The organism is Chryseobacterium formosense, from assembly GCF_900116415.1.
In the GTDB taxonomy this organism is placed as follows: Bacteria; Bacteroidota; Bacteroidia; order Flavobacteriales; family Weeksellaceae; genus Chryseobacterium; species Chryseobacterium formosense.
In genome coordinates, this window is sequence record NZ_FPAP01000003.1 from 81200 (window position 1) to 99001 (window position 17802).

The following is a 17802-nucleotide window of genomic DNA, read 5'->3' on the forward strand; positions in this document are numbered from 1 at the left end:
AATAATATTCCGAATATATTTTTATTTAGTCAGCAATTTTTTGCAACATCATTTCTTCTCGTACCTTTTTCAGAAACTCAGCCGGGCGAATACCATTTTGCTCATAGAAAAAATTTGAAAAACTTTGGCGATTGCTAAATCCGCAGGCATTGGCAATATCTTCGACAGAATATTTCCTCCAGTCTTTGTGTCTGTATATCTGATCAGCAGCATATTTTATTCGTAATTTGTTGATGTACGTATTAAAATTGCTTTCTTTGAATTCATTCATAAACTGAGACAAATAAGTTGCATTGGTCTCAAATTCTGTTGCAAGACGACCTGCAGTGATGCCCTTTTCAAGAAAACCTTTATTTTTTTCAAATTCGGCAAACTTTCTTCTAAGATTAGTCACAACAGCAGAGTCAAGTTTAGAATTTCTTTCTTTTGAATCTGTCGCCGATGCATTTTCTTCTATTTTTGCTGAATTGATCTCATGGATCAGATAATCATATTTTCTTTGAATTTCTTTTTTTCTTCTGAACCAATAGAAAACCATGAATACAAGAATACCTAATAATACCAATGAAACCAACAATAGCATTTTGCTGGTGTTATTCGTTTCTTCAAGTTCGGCTTTAGCGGCAAGCAATGTTTTTGTTTCATAATCTTTATGAATTTTATTGCTTAGATATTTAAAATCATAGGAAAGAACGCTATCTACCTTCAAAAGCTGTTTTGTATAATAAAGCTCCTGTTTAGGATTTTTGGAGTTTCTGTAGTATTTTATTAATTCTTCATAATTATTTCTCACATCAGGAATAATGTATGTGTATTGATTGAAGATAGAATCAACTTTTTTGTAATTTTCAAGAGATTTAGCGGTTTCTCCTTTTTTTGAGTAGCTTAGGCCCAAGTAGAAATAAACAACGGATGACCATGAAAAATCATTGATTTTCTTTAAACCGGAAAGCGATTTGTTGAGGTTGATTAATGAATTATCATATCTTTTTAAATAGAATTCGTTTACTCCTAAACTTTTATAAAAATAACTTCTTTCCTGAGAAAACTCCTCTCCATCCGGAAGGCTTTTTAAAGCTTTTTTTATCAACAACTCTGAATTATTGAATTGTTTCAATCCCTGATAAGATACAATTAACTGATGTAGCGAATTGTAGTATCCTCTCCTGTTATTAAAAATAATATTAGGATGAAGATCCTTCTGCAGATTAGATTCAAAAAAACGGACACAATCATTAAAAATCTTCGAAGCTTCCTCATAATGCCCTAAATAACTCTTGATAACTCCGATATGATACAAGTTTTGATATTTCAGAAAAAAATCCTCCGAATTTTCCAGATATTTATTTGCAGTGAGGTATTCATTGAGCGCAGGCTGGAATTTTCGATACGTAAAATAATAGACTGTTCCTTTACCAAGATAGGCATTTCCGATAAGATCATTATTACCCGACATCTTTGCGGCTGCAATTGCGCTATCGGCATATTTCAGTTTATGTTTGGAAGAAAACTTAATAGCATCGTCATACGCCTGAAATAATTCTGAATAGTTTTTCTGCTTTTTTGCCGTTACAATATAGAGATTGATATAGTTGAATGCTTTGTCATCATTTTCTTCGAATTCCCAATACTTCTTTCTTAATTCAGAATAATAATCCTGTCCATAAAAAGATGATATACAAAATATGAAAATTGAGACTGCGATTAATCTTCCCATCATTAAAAAACTCTTATCAGCCGGCTAAATTAGTTATTTTTATTTTTATTGAACACAATTGAGACAAAATTTAACAAAAATGAAATACGCATAAATAACTGATAACCAATTTATTTAAAATCACATTTGTCGATATTTTAAAAATTTTTACGTAAGTGTTTTTAAAATCAGACCCACATCCCTTTGTAGGGGGATTTTATCCATTATACCTTAGCATCAACAAATTCAAACAATTCCCGGCCGGGTTTTTAGACATTCAAATCAAAATTTATGAAACTAAAAATTATCAGTTCTTTAGGTATTTTATTATGCCTGAATACGATTTCGTGCAGGGAAGTTGAAGACAACAATTTCGAAGATATCAAACTCGAAAGCATTACAGCCGAAGCAAATGCTACCCAAAGGTCAGGTCAGGACAGTATTCGTGACACCACTATAGAAGATAATGACCCACCTAAAACCGGACATCAATGGCGAACTAAGAATTAATTATATTAATTGACAATACTAGATATACTTTTTGGAAAGTTTCTAAAGCAATACCAAATAATCATGATAAAACACAACCTATACATAAACGTGCTTTCCTTTCCAAAAAGTATATCTAAAACAAACCGTCATATTTGCTTATCAAAATCAATTTAATTTATAATTAAGTTTTACCAATCACTTTATCTATAAAATCCTAAATCTAAAAAATAGATTTTACACAATTAACCTATGAACGATACTGATTTAATCGGAGTGTTTTACAATGACGAATATTTGTTGAAGATTACAAGAAGATACATCCAGCTTAATACGAATATCGGAACAGCGCACAAACCTTTTTATTCTGAAGTACTTTGGCGCGAAAAATATGATTTCAAACGGTTAGAGGAAGAATTTCAGTTATCAGAAAATTTAGTTTTAATGAATGCAGATAATGAACTACAAAATATCAGCATCAATATACTGGAAGATAATATAATGATTTCGTTAACGAGGTTTACCAACTAATTTCTCAAGGTTTTTAAATTAATTGTAATTTGATACTATAGCTAAAACAAAAAAATGCTGTAAACATTGATTTTTACAGCGTTTTACTTATTTTGGCGTGAGGGTTTTTATAAATTCTTCTCATCCTTTTGCAAGTAAAGATTGCTAAATTTTTAACATGTTTTTAGAATCAGAATCTATAATTTTTCCTCATAATAATTTTTCAATATTATCCCGTACGATTTATTATCATCGTTGACCATCAATAAATATAAATTGTGAAAATTTTTAGACAATAATTTTTCTCAGGATTTTTTAGTGGGGGACTTGTTAAATGATGAAGACTTTTGTACATTTGACTTATCACTATAAAATTAGTTTTAAAAATGATTAGAAGTTTGCTTATAATATTTAGTCTCACCACAGCAATAATGCCAATGTTTGGACAGAAACCAAATGTGGTTATTCTAGGAGTCGGACATTCTACACAGCTTATTAACTATAACCATCAGCCGGCTGCAATCAGAGCATTTATCAATAAGGTTAAACCATCTGCTATTTGTATAGAGCGATCTCCTGAAGAGTTTTCACGAAATGATTTTTATGAATTTACCTATGAACAGCAATTTGCAGTTGTTCCTTATGCCAGGGAAAACAACATCCCTCTTTATCCTGTTGACTGGGTTCCTTCTGAAACTGATTCCGAGTTGGGCTTTGGTATTAAAGATCTCAATGTGCCCAGATTTGTGAGACAAAAAGAAGGATTTCTAGGATTTACTGCCTTTACTGAAGAAAGCGATTTCGAAGATGATCTGTATTTTGCTGAAAAAGAGGACTACATAAAACGTATTGCCTCCTGGTACTCTTCACAACCAGAAAAGACAGCATTTGATCTACCCCGGCGTATGTTTCTTTACCGTACATTTCTACAGTCAAAAAGAATTCAAAAGGTTCTTGATAATTATTCTTCTCGTGACACGGTATTGGTGGTTATAGGGGCATTTCACAAAAACGATATTGAGAACAACTTAATAGGACAGGGTTATCAAATCATTCAACCTTCTACATTCGGCAATACAAATCAGCAGGAAATTAATGAACAATTCCGGAAACAGGACGGCTACTCTATCCTGTCATTCAACCTTCTTGGGATGCAGAGCCAAATTCGAAAAGTCAACGAGAAACTGGTAGATTATGCTTTAGCAAAGTTAGGAAACGATGAATCAATTGAGCTGGAATTTTTCAAAATAAGAAGAGCTTTAGTTTTTGAGAAAATTTCTTCAAAGCAGGCTTTAAATCAATATCAGGTTTTGCTCGGTAAAATTGATAATGAGAATTGGTCTTGGACCGGCGTAAAAGATGTATCCCGCATAGATTCTTATTTTGACCCATTCGGAAATCTCACTCTTAAAGAAAGGATACGCCTTGAATTGGCAAGAGAATATCGGAAACTTTTAAAACACAAGGAGTTTCACGATCAGATTGAAATAATTAATTCGGGCTTGAATTCCTATAAAAAATCAATGCTGAACTTTTACATTGAAAAATATTTAAACTAGTTTAAAGAAGATATCTTTATTCAAAAATTTAGTCGGGACAAGTTTGTTTTAAAACAGTACCTAATTAACCCCACTCGTCTGATTTTTGGGAATTATATACTTGAATGTACAGAATCTAGAAACCAAGATTTTACTTGTTTTATTTTGTAGTATTTGATTATCATTAGTCAATTGATATTTTATGTAAAAAATACAATCACGTGCATACAAGCGTTGTTACAGCTGTTATAAAAGTATTTAGTAAAAAGACCAAACGAATCAGCTGTTTAATATGATTGGCTTTTATAATGTGTAAGCGATAGTTTTTTAAGAATCTCTGCACTTTGCTCCGGGGTAATATCACGTTGCGGTTCTGCCAGCATTTCGTAGCCCACCATAAATTTTTTCACTTCGGCATTTCTCAACAACGGCGGATAAAAATGCATATGAAAATGCCATTCTGGATGTAGTTTTCCATCTGTTGGTGATTGATGAATTCCCGCTGAATACGGAAAAGAAATTTCAAAAAGATTGTCGTATTTTGTTGTTAAATCTTTTATTATTGAAGCTAAAGAAAGTTTTTCCGAATCAGAAAACTGCAGGATGTTTTCCGCTTTTCTCTTGCTGATAATCATTGTTTCGTAAGGCCAGATTGCCCAAAATGGAACTAATGCAACAAAATCCTCATTTTCAAGAATAATTCTTTCTCCGGCTTCTAATTCTTTTTTGACATAATCTTCCAGAAGTGAACTTCCGTTTTTTTCGAAATATTTTTTCAGATTTTCCTGTGTTCTCAAAACCGTTGATGGAATCGACGACTGTGCCCAGATTTGTCCGTGAGGATGCGGATTGCTGCATCCCATTACGCTTCCTTTGTTCTCAAAAATCTGAACGTGATTGATGTAATCTTCAGCTCCCAAATCTTCGTACTGCTGCTGCCAGACATCTACCACTTTTTTGATGTCATCAACTTCCATTTCTGGTAAAGTAAGGCTGTGATTTTCCGAAAAACAAATAACTCTGTTGATACCTCGCTCTGGTTTTAATGTAAAAAAATCTGACTGTTCATCAGAAAATTCAACATCATCTTTCATCAAAGAACCAAAATCGTTTTCAAAAACAAAAACACCTTGGTAATCAGGATTTTTATCACCATTCACACGTACATTTCCTGAACATAAGTAACAATTCTGGTCGTGAGCTGGAAGTTTTTCTTCGGTTACTTTTTCGGTTTGTCCTTGCCAAGGCCTATTGGCACGTTGCGGAGACACCAGAATCCACTCATCCAAAAGAGGATTATATCTTCTGTGAGGATGATTTTTTTGATTAAATGACGAATTCACTTCTTTTGTATTCTCTAATTCCATCTGATATTTTTACACGGTACACTTTCATTTCGATGTCAAAATCTGCTTTGTACTTTGTGGTGATGTTTTCTATGACTTCATCCACATTTTCATCTTTTATAAGATTGATGCTGCATCCGCCGAAACCGCCGCCCATTATTCTTGAGCCTAGAACGCCGTTTTCCTTTAAAGTTTCCTCAACCAAAAAATCGAGTTCGTCACAGCTCACTTCAAATTCAGTAGACAGTCCGGAATGCGTTTCGATAAGAAGTTCTCCTAAATATTTCACATCTCCTTCTGATAATGCTTTGGCTGCTTTTTCAACCCTTTTTATTTCTTTCAGAAGATAAAGACATCTTTTGTACGACGTCTCTCCTATTTCTGCTCTCACTTCATCCAGCATTGAAATGCTGAAATCTCGGAATTTTTCTACTTCAGGAAATTTTTCCCACAAAACTTTCTTTCCGTTATCAACATCATTTCTCCTGTCGTTGTAGCCTGAAGTAAGATGCGTATGCTTTACACAACTGTCGAAAAGTACCAGACTGTAACCTTGGATATTAGCTTCAAAATACTGATGCTCAAGAGAATTACAGTCGAGCATTATTACTTTATGCTCTTTACCAAAAACGGATGCGAACTGATCCATAATTCCGCACTTTACGCCAACAAAAGTGTGTTCGGATTTCTGACCAATGAGCGCCAATTCTTTTTTAGATAAATTTAAATCAAAAATTTGATTGAGAATATAGGCAAATCCGCATTCCAAAGCCGCAGAAGAAGATAAACCGGAACCCATCGGAATTGTACTGCTGAAGGCAATCTGCAAACCACCAATCTCTTTCCCGCTTTCCTGAATGACATTGAAAACGCCTAGTAAATAATTGACCCAGGTCTGCTCAACCGGAGTTTGCTTTTGATGAATATTAAAACTAAAAGATTCATTAAAATCTTTCGCAAAAAAAGTACAGTTTTCTGAGTCATCCACCTTTTTTACGGCAAAACAAATATGCTTGTCGATGGCGGCGGGAAGTACGAAGCCATCGCTGTAATCAACGTGTTCGCCGATAATATTAATTCTTCCGGGAGCCAGAAAAAAACTTTCGGGCTCAGATTGAAAGGCTGATTGAAACGCCTCTTTGGTATGATTGATTAATTTCTCCTGCATAGATGACTGCAATTTATGATTTTAAATCTTTTTTGCCACGAATGCACGAATGTTTTTTAGAGAAAATATAAATTTTTATTCGTACACTCGTGGCAGATTTTAAATCAAGCAATTATTTCCTTTTCATTACTTTTTTAACAGCTTCAACGATGTCATTGGCAGTCAATCCGTATTTTTCCATCAGTTGGTCTGGAGTTCCGCTTTCTCCGAAGCTGTCGTTTACTGCAACGTATTCCTGAGGTGCAAGATATTTTGTAATCAAAAGCTGAGCAACGCTGTCGCCCAAACCGCCTAATCTGTTGTGTTCTTCAGCTGTTACAACGCAACCTGTTTTCTTTACTGATTTTAAAATTGCTTCAGCATCCAAAGGTTTAATCGTGTGAATATTGATAATTTCTGCATCAACTCCTTGCTCTTCTAATATTTCTCCAGCTTTGATGGCTTCCCAGACCAAATGTCCGGTTGCAATAATTGTTACATCTTTTCCTTCGTTCACCATCCAGGCTTTTCCAATTTCAAAGGTTTGATTTTCATCGGTAAAAACAGGCATTACCGGTCTTCCGAAACGTAGGTAAACCGGACCTTCATAATCTGCAATGGCAATAGTTGCTGCTTTGGTTTGGTTGTAATCGCAGGTGTTGATAACCGTCATTCCGGGAAGCATTTTCATTAATCCGATGTCTTCCAGAATCTGGTGTGTTGCGCCGTCTTCGCCTAAAGTCAGTCCGGCGTGGGAAGCACAGATTTTCACGTTTTTATCGGAATAAGCTACCGACTGACGAATCTGGTCGTACACTCTTCCGGTAGAAAAGTTGGCGAAAGTTCCCGTAAACGGAATTTTGCCTTCTATCGCTAAACCAGCTGCGATACCAATCATATTGGCTTCTGCAATTCCGATTTGGAAAAAACGTTCCGGTGCTTTTTCGATGAATTTCTCCATTTTTAGGGAACCGATAAGGTCGGCGCAAAGTGCTACAACATCAGGGTTTTTGTCCGCCAATTCAGCGAGACCGGCTCCGAAACCGCTTCTGGTGTCTTTTTTTTCTGTGTATGTATATTTTTTCATTTTACGATTTGTTGTTGAAATGATTTTAATAGGATTTTATCCTATCCTTTGTTAAGTCGTCCCTTTGGGACTTTTGGGTTTGCGGTGAATCGCTCGCAGCCCGACTTGAGTGGAGCTCTTTTTCTGTTATTGCGATGGTCTAAAAGTTCTACAGATTGCTTCACTTCGTTCGCAATGACAGAAAAAAGCGGGAACGGAAGGCGGATTAAGCTGCCCAAACCTAACGTAGTGGTTCGACGTAGTCAAATAATTTAAAGTCTAATAATCTCCTAAAGTTTCTTCGAGTTGTGCTAATGCTTTTGCCAATTGCTCATCGTTAGGCGCTTTACCGTGCCAAGCGTGGCTCCCCATCATATAATCGACACCGTGTCCCATTCCAGTTTTAAGGAGAATACAAATTGGCTGACCTTGTCCCGTTAATGATTTTGCTTCGTCCAGAACGTTAAGAATTTCTTCCATATCGTTGCCTTTTTCTACTTCCAGAACTTTCCAGTCGAAGGCTTCGAATTTTGTTTTTAGATTTCCTAAAGAAAGCACTTTGGAAGTCGGTCCGTCAATCTGCTGACCATTAAAATCTACCGTTGCAATCAGATTATCTACCTTGTTGTGAGAGGCGTACATTATGGCTTCCCAGTTTTGTCCTTCCTGCAATTCGCCATCGCCGTGAAGAGTGAACACAAGATTTTCGTCTTTATTCAGTTTTTTTCCGATTGCGTGACCGATTGCGACCGACAAGCCTTGCCCAAGAGAACCGGAAGCAATGCGAACGCCCGGAAGATGCTCGTGTGTCGTGGGATGTCCCTGTAATCTTGAATTCAGATTTCTGAAAGTTGCCAATTCTGACTTATCAAAATAACCTGCGTGTGCCAAAACGCTGTAAAAAACAGGCGAAATATGACCATTGGAAAGATAAAATACGTCTTCGCCTTTAGCTTTCATATCGAATCCTTCTTTTCTTTTCATCGCATCAAAATAAAGAGCGACCAAAAAGTCTGTACAACCCAGCGAACCGCCGGGATGACCTGACTGACAGGCGTGAACCATTCTTACAATATCCCTTCTTACCTGCGAAGCGATATTATTGAGTTTTGAAATATCGTGTTGCATAAATTATTTCATTTTTTGTGAATCTTTGATAAACTGCTCCAGTCCTGAATCTGTCAAAGGATGTTTTAATAACGAAAGAATCGGCTGAATCGGGCAAGTCACGACATCGGCACCTATTTTTGCACAATTGATGATGTGCATACTATGTCTTACTGATGCTGCTAAAATCTCTGTTTCGTAGCCATAATTATCGAAAATAAGACGGATTTCTTCAATAAGATTCAAACTGTCTGTCGAAATATCATCCAATCTTCCCAAAAACGGAGAAACGTAACTCGCACCCGCTTTTGCGGCCAAAAGAGCTTGTCCGGCAGAGAAAATCAAGGTGCAATTGGTTTTGATTCCTTTGTTGGAAAAATATTTGAGCGCTTTTACACCATCTTTTATCATTGGGATTTTCACAACGATATTTGGATGAATCGCGGCAAGAATTTCGCCTTCCGCAATCATTTCTTCGTAAGTTGTAGAAAGGACTTCTGCTGAGATAGCACCATCTACAATGTCACATATGTCTTTATAATGTTGCAATATAGCTTCTGTTCCGCTGATTCCTTCTTTTGCCATCAAGGACGGATTGGTTGTAACTCCATCCAGAATTCCGAGGTCGTTGGCTTCTTTTATCTGCTCTAAGTTGGCAGTGTCAATAAAAAATTTCATAAAGTATTTGGTTAAATTTATTTAAGTGTTAAAATTACACTTATATATTTACTCATACAATTTTTCTCTGAAATTTTAGATGTAATTAATTTACAATCTTTATTTTAGAGAAAAAGTAGAAACAATATATAAAGTGATTTCTAAGTTGGAAAAATCTTAATTATGATGTCCCATATTGAGTTTAATTTTCTTCAAATCTTCCAGTTCGTGAACCGGTTTTTCAATATCAGACGGAATTGGTCTTCTGGAATAGGTCTGGAAATACAGCAAACAGGCATCTTTCCACCAAACTGCATCTTTTGCCTGAATTTTCAATTTAGACTGAACCTCTGCAAATCTCTCCTCATCAACGTAAGGCTGTATTTTATCCCAAACCTTTTGATAGTCACGGACATTTTTTACACCTGTGTCATATTTGTAAGAGAGTTCTTCCCACAACGTCTTCCCGTCTTTCATTTTATAATCCCAAGGAACGTGATGAAACCAGAGAATGAGGTTTTCGGGAGTCGTTTTGATATTTCCGTAGATGTCGTTGAGTGGAGGAAAATATTGTGAAACAGCATTGCTTCCCGTTTTGGTTCTGTCAAAACCAAGTCCTTTTTCATCAGCCTGATGGTAATAAACCGGCGACCAATCAGGTCTTCCGCCTTTGTAATCGCCCCAAGGTTCCGGACCATAATGATGTCCACCTGCGAAAATATGATGAAGACCAAGCGGCATCATGTAATCTACGGCAGTCTCTCTTGAAGTGAGCATCATTTCTTTTACTGGATTGAGGAATTTTTCATCATCATTAAACGTCATTTTAATCCATTCATCAGCAATCTGTTCCGAAGTCAAATCATGATTCCAGGCCAAACGTCCGAAAGCATACCAATTGGCTTGTGCAAAATGATGCCCTGTCCAGTTTTTATCCTCACCAATGTTTGCAACCGCAGAAATTGCGGTCAATTTTGCTGGCCTTAAAGTTCCGTCCGTAATTTTGGCAATCGTGGAACCTTTTCCATTAGAATACGTATCGCTGTCTAAAGTTTCTTTAAATAATGGTGCGAGAAAAACCAAATGATTTGAGAACCCCAAATACTCCTGAGTAATTTGAAATTCAACCATTTCGGGCGTTTTTTTCAATGCTCCAAATAGTGGATTAAACGCTTCACGAGGCTGAAAATCAACAGGTCCGTTTTTAATCTGAACAATAACGTTATCCCTGAATTTTCCATCAAGCGGAACAAATTCCAGATAAGCCTGTTTTGCCCTGTCTTCTTTGCTAGGACTGTAAACAAATGCTCTCCACATCACAATTCCGCCGTAAGGTTTCAGGACATCTGCCATCATATTGGCACCATCTGCATGCGTTCTTCCGTAATCCTGCGGACCAGGCTGTCCTTCAGAATTAGCTTTAACCAAAAATCCGCCGAAGTCCGGAATCAACTTATAGATTTCTGCAGCTTTATCTCTCCACCATTTCTGAACATCTTTGTTCAGCGGGTCAGAATTCTGAAGACCTCCCAAAACTTTTGGGGATGAAAAATTAACAGAAAGATATACCTTGATTCCGTAAGGTCTGAAAATATCTGCTAGAGCTTTTACTTTTTCCAAATAATCTTTTCTGAGCATATTTGGCGAAGCATTGACGTTGTTAAGAACGGTTGCGTTAATTCCGATGGATGCATTTGCTCTTGCATATTCTTCATATCTCGGCGAAATGGTATTCGGTAAATCTTCCCATTTCCAAAGTGAATGTCCGGCATAACCCCGTTCAATGGTTCCGTCCAGATTGTCCCAATGGTTGAGAATTCTGACATCATACGAAGGTTTTTCTTCTAATTTCAGATTAGAAAAATCGGCTTTCTGCTGTTGCAGATTCAACAAATGATAGCTTCCGTACAATAATCCTAAATCTGTTTTCGCCAAAACGCTGATTTTTTTCGGAGTAGAAACGATTTTATACCCGTCTTTAAAATTTTCCGGAAATCTGTCAATCTTTAAATCAACGACTTGCCCGACCCAATGTTGGTTCAGTTCCTTTTTCGCGATTTCAATGGTAGGACTTTTACTATTTGAGTTAACTATATTTCTTGGCTTTGGGTTTACAGGATATCTAAGCCATAACTGACTTCCGTCTTCAGCAAAAGCCATTAACGGAATGATTAAAAACAGCAAAATGTAATGTCGGAAATGTTGCATTCTTAAATTTTTAAAATTATTTAAGTTTTGGCTGAAGCCAAATTGTATATTATCTTTTCAAACGGGCTTCCTTCGACTCAGTTCAGGATGACACTGCCCGTTCCTATTGATGGTCTTCCAAACCTTCAATGGTTTTAATTTTACCATCGCTGTCATATTCCAGTTCGATTACCTTCATACTTCTGAGCCAGGTTTTTCCTTCACTTGGAACAGAATCGTGGAAGAACAGATACCATTTTCCTTTAAATTCAGCAATACTGTGATGGGTTGTCCAGCCAACGACAGGTGTCAGAATTTCTCCCTGAAAAGTAAATGGACCATAAGGATTATCTCCCGTCGCATAGCATATCAAATGTGTATCGCCGGTAGAATATGAGAAATAATATTTGTCGTTGTATTTATGCATCCAAGACGCTTCGAAAAAGCGGTGTTTGTCGCCGTGAAGCAAAGGATTTCCGCTTTCATCCAGAATCAGAACGTCTTTTGGTTCTTCACCGAATTCCAGCATATCATCACCCAACAAAGCAACTTTTGAAGGAATTGCAGGTTCATCATCATTTGGAATTATTGCTGATTCTAAAGCCTTGTTATTTCTGTAACGCTGTAATTGTCCGCCCCAGATTCCGCCAAAATACATATAATGTTTTCCATTTTCTTCAAAAATACAAGGGTCGATGCTATAACTTCCCAACATCGGATGTTTCTCCGGAATAAATGGTCCGTAAGGTTTGTCACTTACGGCAACACCGATTCTAAAAATGTCGTTTTTATCTTTTAACGGAAAATACATATAATATTTTCCATTTTTGAATGCCACATCACAATCCCACAATTGCCTTCCCGACCAAGGAATATCTTTTACCGAAAGGACAACACCGTGGTCTGTAATTTCACCGTTTTCCATATCATCCAGCGAGAAAACGTGATAATCGTTCATATCAAAATGGTCTCCGTTGTCATTTTCTTCGATGCCGCTTTCACGGTCGTGTGATGGATAAATATATATTTTGCCTTCAAAAACGTGAACAGATGGATCTGCCATATAATCGCTTGGGAAGAGGTATTTTGCTTTGTTCATTTTATAGTTTATATTTTTAGATGATGACTGATAGATGATAGATTTTTTAACCACAAAAGACACAAAAGAAATTATTGAATATTTTAGCTAATCAAAAGCTCAAAAAAGGATACTGCTGAAAATGCTTTGCTTTTTTGGTCTTTTGAAATTCTTAGAAGCATAAAAATCTTTTGTGACTTTTGTGGTTAAATATTATTTTTCTTTTGTTAATTGAATGATTTTTTCTACCACAGGTTTTGCCTGATAATTCCGGTCGAAAAGTAATGGGTAATCAGTTCTGCCTTTTACCGGGAAATCGTTTTTCCAGGATTGGGTATCGGTAACACCCCACATTGTCACTCTTCGGATTTTATCCTGATGTTTCAGAAATAATCTGAAGAAATCCAAATAACGGTTTTCCCATTCTGTTTTTACATTTTCGGGAAGTCCAGCTGTGTAAGGATTCATTTTTGCTTCATATTCTACTTTATCCGAAACGTTGGCAGAAGTTCCCCATGGCGACGGTAATGCACTGATTTCCATTTCAGTAACATTCACCTTTACACCAGCTGCAGCATACTCTACTATTGCTTTTTCATATTCTGCTAATTTGGGAGTATCTAATCCAACGTGGGTCTGCATTCCTACTCCATCAATACGGATTCCTCTGGATTTTAAATTTTTAACGATTTTGACAACCGTTTTTACTTTTTCCGGAAACCACTCATTATAATCATTATAATACAATTCTGCATTTGGGTCGGATTCCTGTGCATACTGAAAAGCCAACGGAATAAATTCTTCGCCCAAAATCTCATAGAATTTACTTTTACGGTAAGAACCGTCTTCCATTATGGCTTCGTTAACAACATCATACCCTTTCACACGACCTTTATATCTGCTGACAACCGCTGTGATATGATTTTTCATCCTTTGTTTTAAAACTTCCGCAGAGACGTCTTTACCTTCTTTGTCTACAAAGAACCATTTTGGTAATTGCGAATGCCAAATTAAAGTATGACCGATGATGAACATTTTATTTTTTTCTCCGAAAGCCACAAATTTATCAGCATCATCAAAAAAGAATTTGCCTTCTTCTGGCTGCAGAAACATCGATTTCATACAGTTTTCTGCAACGATGGAACTGAACTGATTTCTAATAATTTCTACAGACTTTACCTCTGTCCCGTCAATTTGAGGTAAGCTCATTGCGGTACCGATGTAGAATTTATTTTTGAATGCATTTTTCAGAGAATTGTCTGACGATGCTGAACTTGCAGTTTTGCAAGAAACGTTCAAGGCTAGAATTCCTAATAATGCGACTATTTTTTTCATTGTTAATTTTTTTTTATAATTTATCGAATCCTTAACAGATCGCCTCTACGAGGCTTAATGTTGATGGTTATTATTTGCTATTAACAGATCGCTCCTACGGAGTTCATTTTATACTGAATCTCGCAGCCCGGCTTGAACGGAAATCCTTTTTTTTGCGGCTGGAAAAGCTTTGGCAAAAAAGATTGGGAGTGGAAGACGGAAATAGCTGCCCAAATTTTTATTTTATTTTTAATTTTTCGCTTTTCTTCTTTCTTTTAGGTCGTGCTCGATTTCGATTTCCTTTTTCTTGTTGATTTCGTAGAACATCAGCAATCCACAAGCTAAAAAGAACGGAATGGATGGAAATACGCTGACCAGCATTTTGGCTCCAGCTGAAACACTTTCCGGCTGAACAACGCTCATTGCACCTTCTGATGAAATGTATCCATATTTTCCGATAATTAATGCAACCAGCGAACTTCCGATGCTTAAACCAACCTTTAATCCAACCATCATTGCCGAGAAAATAATTGCGGTTGCGCGTCTGTTGTTTTTCCATTCCGAATAATCGGCAACGTCGGCAATCATTGCCCAAAGCAAGGGCGTTCCGATTCCGTAGAAGAAACCGTGTAGAATCTGGGATAAGAACATTAATCCAACAGATTTTGGCGGGTAAAATATAAATGCTAAGACAAATAATGTTGAAATAAAAAGTGAAGCGATAAATGCATCTCTTTTGCCATATTTGTCCGCAAACTTTTTCGAGAAAGTAATCCCGACAATCATCATAATGATTCCACCTGCATTGAAGAGGCCGAAACCTGCTGAACGGGGGTCTTCTCCAAAGAAATTCATCCCGATGGAATTGAAGAAATTGGTAATCGGTGATATAAATTGCTGCAGTGAAGCTTCATCGACATAATTGTTGAAATAATATACATACGAACCGCCTTTCATTGCCAATGTAATGAAAATCAATGCGGTAACCGTTAACATTATAATCCACGGCTTATTTTTCTTTAAATCTTTTAAATCAGCCCTTAAAGTAGATTCCTGCTCCGGCTTTGGAATGACTCTTTCTTTGGTTGTGAGAAAAGTGATGAGTAACATTATCGTTCCGATAATTGCCAGCCAAGTCATTACCACCTCGATTCCGGCTGCCTTGTCACCGTGTCCAGCCGACAAAATAATCGGAAGCATAAATACCTGCACGAAGAACTGCGCAAACATCACAGCTACAAAACGATAAGAAGAAATACTGTTTCTTTCACTCATATCGCCTGTGATAACGCCACTTAATGCTGCGTAAGGTAAATTATTGGCTGCATAAAGTAATAGTAAAACAGAATAAGTAATTGCTGCATAAATCATTTTTCCTTTATAAGAAAAATCAGGTGTGCTGAACGCAAAAAGTGCCGCGGCACCCAACGGAATTGCCGTTAATAAAATCCAAGGACGGAATTTCCCCCATTTTGTACGGGTTCTGTCTGCTAAAGCTCCAATCAACGGGTTGAAGACAAAACCAGCCAATAAACCAACCGTAAGCGTAATGATGGATGCATCTTCCGGTTTTAATCCGTAAATATCTGTGTAAAAATAAGCTAAATACGTCACTAAAGTCTGGAAAACCAGATTGGCGGCTAAATCTCCTAAACTGTAGCCGATTTTCTCAACGACAGATATTTTTTGAGATGAGTTGTTCATTTTAATAATTTATAATTGATAAATGATAATTGATTATTCTGTAGTGAAGGGCGATGCAGGAAGTCCGGATTTATTTTTAAGGTTTCCATCGGGGTTGTCTGCCCAATCGTACCTTACCGAAACGGGATTTGAAACGGTATCATTCCAGACAATTATTTTATTGCCTTCGATTTTTGCTTTTGCCCATTCATATTTTCCATCTTTTCCTTTGATAGTGAATCCTTTCAGTTCTGAAACCAGTGCAAAATCATCAGTTCCGGTTTTAAAGGATAGAATGATTTTATTTCCATCGGTTTTCATTGACTGATAAACAGGTCCGTCTGCAATGATATTTTTCTTGTCAGCAACTTTTAATGCCTGTAAAGCCAATCTGTCTCCGACAGCTTTTTTGTTCAGAGGATGAATATCGTTCCACTCTCCTATATCGATAATTACGGCAAGTCCTGTGTTCGGAACTTTGAGAGAAACCTGACGCTGCTGTTCTCTCAGCTCTGCCCAATTGCTTTCCACAGGCTGCGCTTTTGGTTCCATAAAATTAGCCAATTGCACGGTAAAAAAAGGCAAATCTTTCTGGTTCCATTTGCTTCGCCAATCGTTAATCATTGTGGTCAGCAAATCGCCGTATTCTTTTGGTTTTCCGGTGTTGCTTTCGCCTTGATACCAAATGGCACCTTTGATATTATAATTGATGAGCGGATTAATCATTGCATTGTACAATCCTGTTGGTTTCCATCGGATGAAGGTTTGTCCGGGCGCCATTTTTTCCATTTTAGCACCAATTTTATATTTCCATTCGGTTTTTAAATCGATTTTATTTCCGTCGATTTCGAGGTAATAAGGCTTGTCAGCGATGAACTGTCCTTTTCCGCTTCCATTGGAGATTCTCACAGCAATCACATTTTTTCCTTCCTTTAAAATGCCTGCCGGAATATCATACCAACGCGGCGGATATTCGTAGGTTACATTTCCTACTTTTGTTCCGTTGATGTAGGTAACATCTGCATCTTTTATTCTTCCTAAATTTAAAAAAGCGACTTTTCCTGCCTGATTTTTAGTCAAATTAATTTCTTTTCTGAACCAAACTGAACCTTCGAAAGAACCTTCCTTATCCTCCCAGGAACCGGGAATATTCATTGTTTTCCAGTCAGAATCGTTTAGGTCAAAATTTTCCCAATGTTGGTTTAATCCAATATCGCTTTGGTCGAGTTCTGCATACCAAGCTTTGCTCAACGCCTGTTCGCCAGATTCTGTAGATTTTATCAAATCATCGTTCTGCCATTTTTTGGCTTCGTCCAGATATTCGGGATATTTTTTCAAAGAATTTTCATCCATCCACGCCTGAATCGGAGAACCGCCTAAACTTGCATGGATAATTCCGACAGCAACTTTATTTTTCTGACTTAATTCTTTTGCGAAAAAGTAAGCAACTCCCGAGAAATTAAGAATCGTCTGTGGGTTTGTCGCTTCCCATTTTCCGCCATCAAGCTCGGTTTGAGGTAGCTTAAAATTATATTTTTGAGGAACCGTAAAAAATCTGATATTCTGATTATTTGCATTTTTGATTTCGTCGGCGTAAAACGGTGTCAGTCTGCGCATCGGAAGTTCCATATTCGATTGTCCTGAAGCCAACCAAACATCGCCGATGAGAATATCCTTCAATGTAATTTCATTGATGGTCATCGTGTACGGACCTCCAGCTTTCTGCTCGGGAAGTGTGATTTTCCAATTTCCGGTTGCGTCGGCGGTTGTAGTGTATTTTTTGTTGAGAAAATTAACTTCTACTTTTTCTCCGACATCGGCTTTTCCCCAGAGATTCAGCTTTTGATTACGTTGCAAAACCATTCCGTCTGAAACCAGCGCCGGAAGCTTGATTTTTGCATCAATAAGTGAAATGCATAATGAGCCTACGAATAAAATTAATATTTTAAAAAAGATTCTGTTTTTCATAGCAAATTTCGAGTTC

At 36.9% G+C, this 17802-nt stretch carries 14 protein-coding genes; 3 read left to right on the forward strand and 11 right to left on the reverse strand.

Annotated elements, in window-relative coordinates; translation table 11 throughout:
- Positions 1 to 25: 25 nt before the first annotated feature.
- Positions 26 to 1720 (reverse strand): helix-turn-helix domain-containing protein, encoded by a 1695-nt coding sequence (locus BM371_RS12060; protein WP_081874522.1) that lies wholly within the window; start codon positions 1718 to 1720, stop codon positions 26 to 28.
- A 267-nt stretch (positions 1721 to 1987) separates the two neighbouring features.
- On the opposite strand from BM371_RS12060, the gene BM371_RS12065 reads away from it, so the two are divergent.
- The 3 genes from BM371_RS12065 (at position 1988) to BM371_RS12075 (ending at position 4254) form a co-directional block, all read left to right on the forward strand.
- Entirely contained in the window at positions 1988 to 2206 is a 219-nt protein-coding gene (locus BM371_RS12065; protein WP_034673649.1) for a hypothetical protein, read from the forward strand.
- Positions 2207 to 2437: 231 nt separating this feature from the next.
- On the forward strand, positions 2438 to 2716 hold the full coding sequence (locus BM371_RS12070) for a hypothetical protein (protein ID WP_034673647.1): 279 nt from the start codon (positions 2438 to 2440) through the stop codon (positions 2714 to 2716).
- 365 nt (positions 2717 to 3081) lie between these two features.
- The gene (locus BM371_RS12075; protein WP_131430860.1) at positions 3082 to 4254 is read left to right on the forward strand and encodes a hypothetical protein; all 1173 of its coding nucleotides are present in this window, start codon (positions 3082 to 3084) and stop codon (positions 4252 to 4254) included.
- 266 nt (positions 4255 to 4520) lie between these two features.
- Here the strand turns inward: BM371_RS12075 and BM371_RS12080 are convergent, their stop codons facing one another.
- The 10 genes from BM371_RS12080 to BM371_RS12125 form a co-directional block, all read right to left on the reverse strand.
- Entirely contained in the window at positions 4521 to 5600 is a 1080-nt protein-coding gene (locus BM371_RS12080; RefSeq protein WP_034673644.1) for a UDP-glucose--hexose-1-phosphate uridylyltransferase, read from the reverse strand.
- On the reverse strand, positions 5560 to 6747 hold the full coding sequence (gene galK, locus BM371_RS12085; protein WP_034673642.1) for a galactokinase: 1188 nt from the start codon (positions 6745 to 6747) through the stop codon (positions 5560 to 5562). Before galK ends, BM371_RS12080 begins: the two co-directional genes overlap by 41 nt.
- 112 nt (positions 6748 to 6859) lie before the next feature.
- Entirely contained in the window at positions 6860 to 7813 is a 954-nt protein-coding gene (locus BM371_RS12090) for a transketolase family protein (protein ID WP_034673640.1), read from the reverse strand.
- Between the two features lie 258 nt (positions 7814 to 8071).
- A complete protein-coding gene (locus BM371_RS12095; RefSeq protein WP_034673638.1) occupies positions 8072 to 8920 on the reverse strand; it encodes a transketolase in 849 nt (282 codons plus the stop codon).
- A 3-nt stretch (positions 8921 to 8923) separates the two neighbouring features.
- The gene (gene fsa, locus BM371_RS12100; protein WP_034673636.1) at positions 8924 to 9577 is read right to left on the reverse strand and encodes a fructose-6-phosphate aldolase; all 654 of its coding nucleotides are present in this window, start codon (positions 9575 to 9577) and stop codon (positions 8924 to 8926) included.
- Between the two features lie 156 nt (positions 9578 to 9733).
- Positions 9734 to 11764 carry an alpha-glucuronidase gene (locus BM371_RS12105; RefSeq protein WP_034673634.1) on the reverse strand — a complete coding sequence of 677 codons (2031 nt, stop codon included), beginning with the start codon at positions 11762 to 11764 and terminating at the stop codon, positions 9734 to 9736.
- A 103-nt stretch (positions 11765 to 11867) separates the two neighbouring features.
- Complete coding sequence (locus BM371_RS12110; RefSeq protein WP_034677003.1) at positions 11868 to 12842, reverse strand: glycoside hydrolase family 43 protein; 975 nt, start codon at positions 12840 to 12842, stop codon at positions 11868 to 11870.
- Between the two features lie 192 nt (positions 12843 to 13034).
- Positions 13035 to 14156, reverse strand: a complete 1122-nt coding sequence (locus BM371_RS12115) for an endo-1,4-beta-xylanase (RefSeq protein WP_034673632.1) — start codon at positions 14154 to 14156, stop codon at positions 13035 to 13037.
- 228 nt (positions 14157 to 14384) lie between these two features.
- Positions 14385 to 15839 (reverse strand): MFS transporter, encoded by a 1455-nt coding sequence (locus tag BM371_RS12120; RefSeq protein ID WP_034673630.1) that lies wholly within the window; start codon positions 15837 to 15839, stop codon positions 14385 to 14387.
- A 33-nt stretch (positions 15840 to 15872) separates the two neighbouring features.
- Entirely contained in the window at positions 15873 to 17786 is a 1914-nt protein-coding gene (locus BM371_RS12125; protein WP_081874521.1) for a sialate O-acetylesterase, read from the reverse strand.
- Between the last annotated feature and the right edge of the window lie 16 nt (positions 17787 to 17802).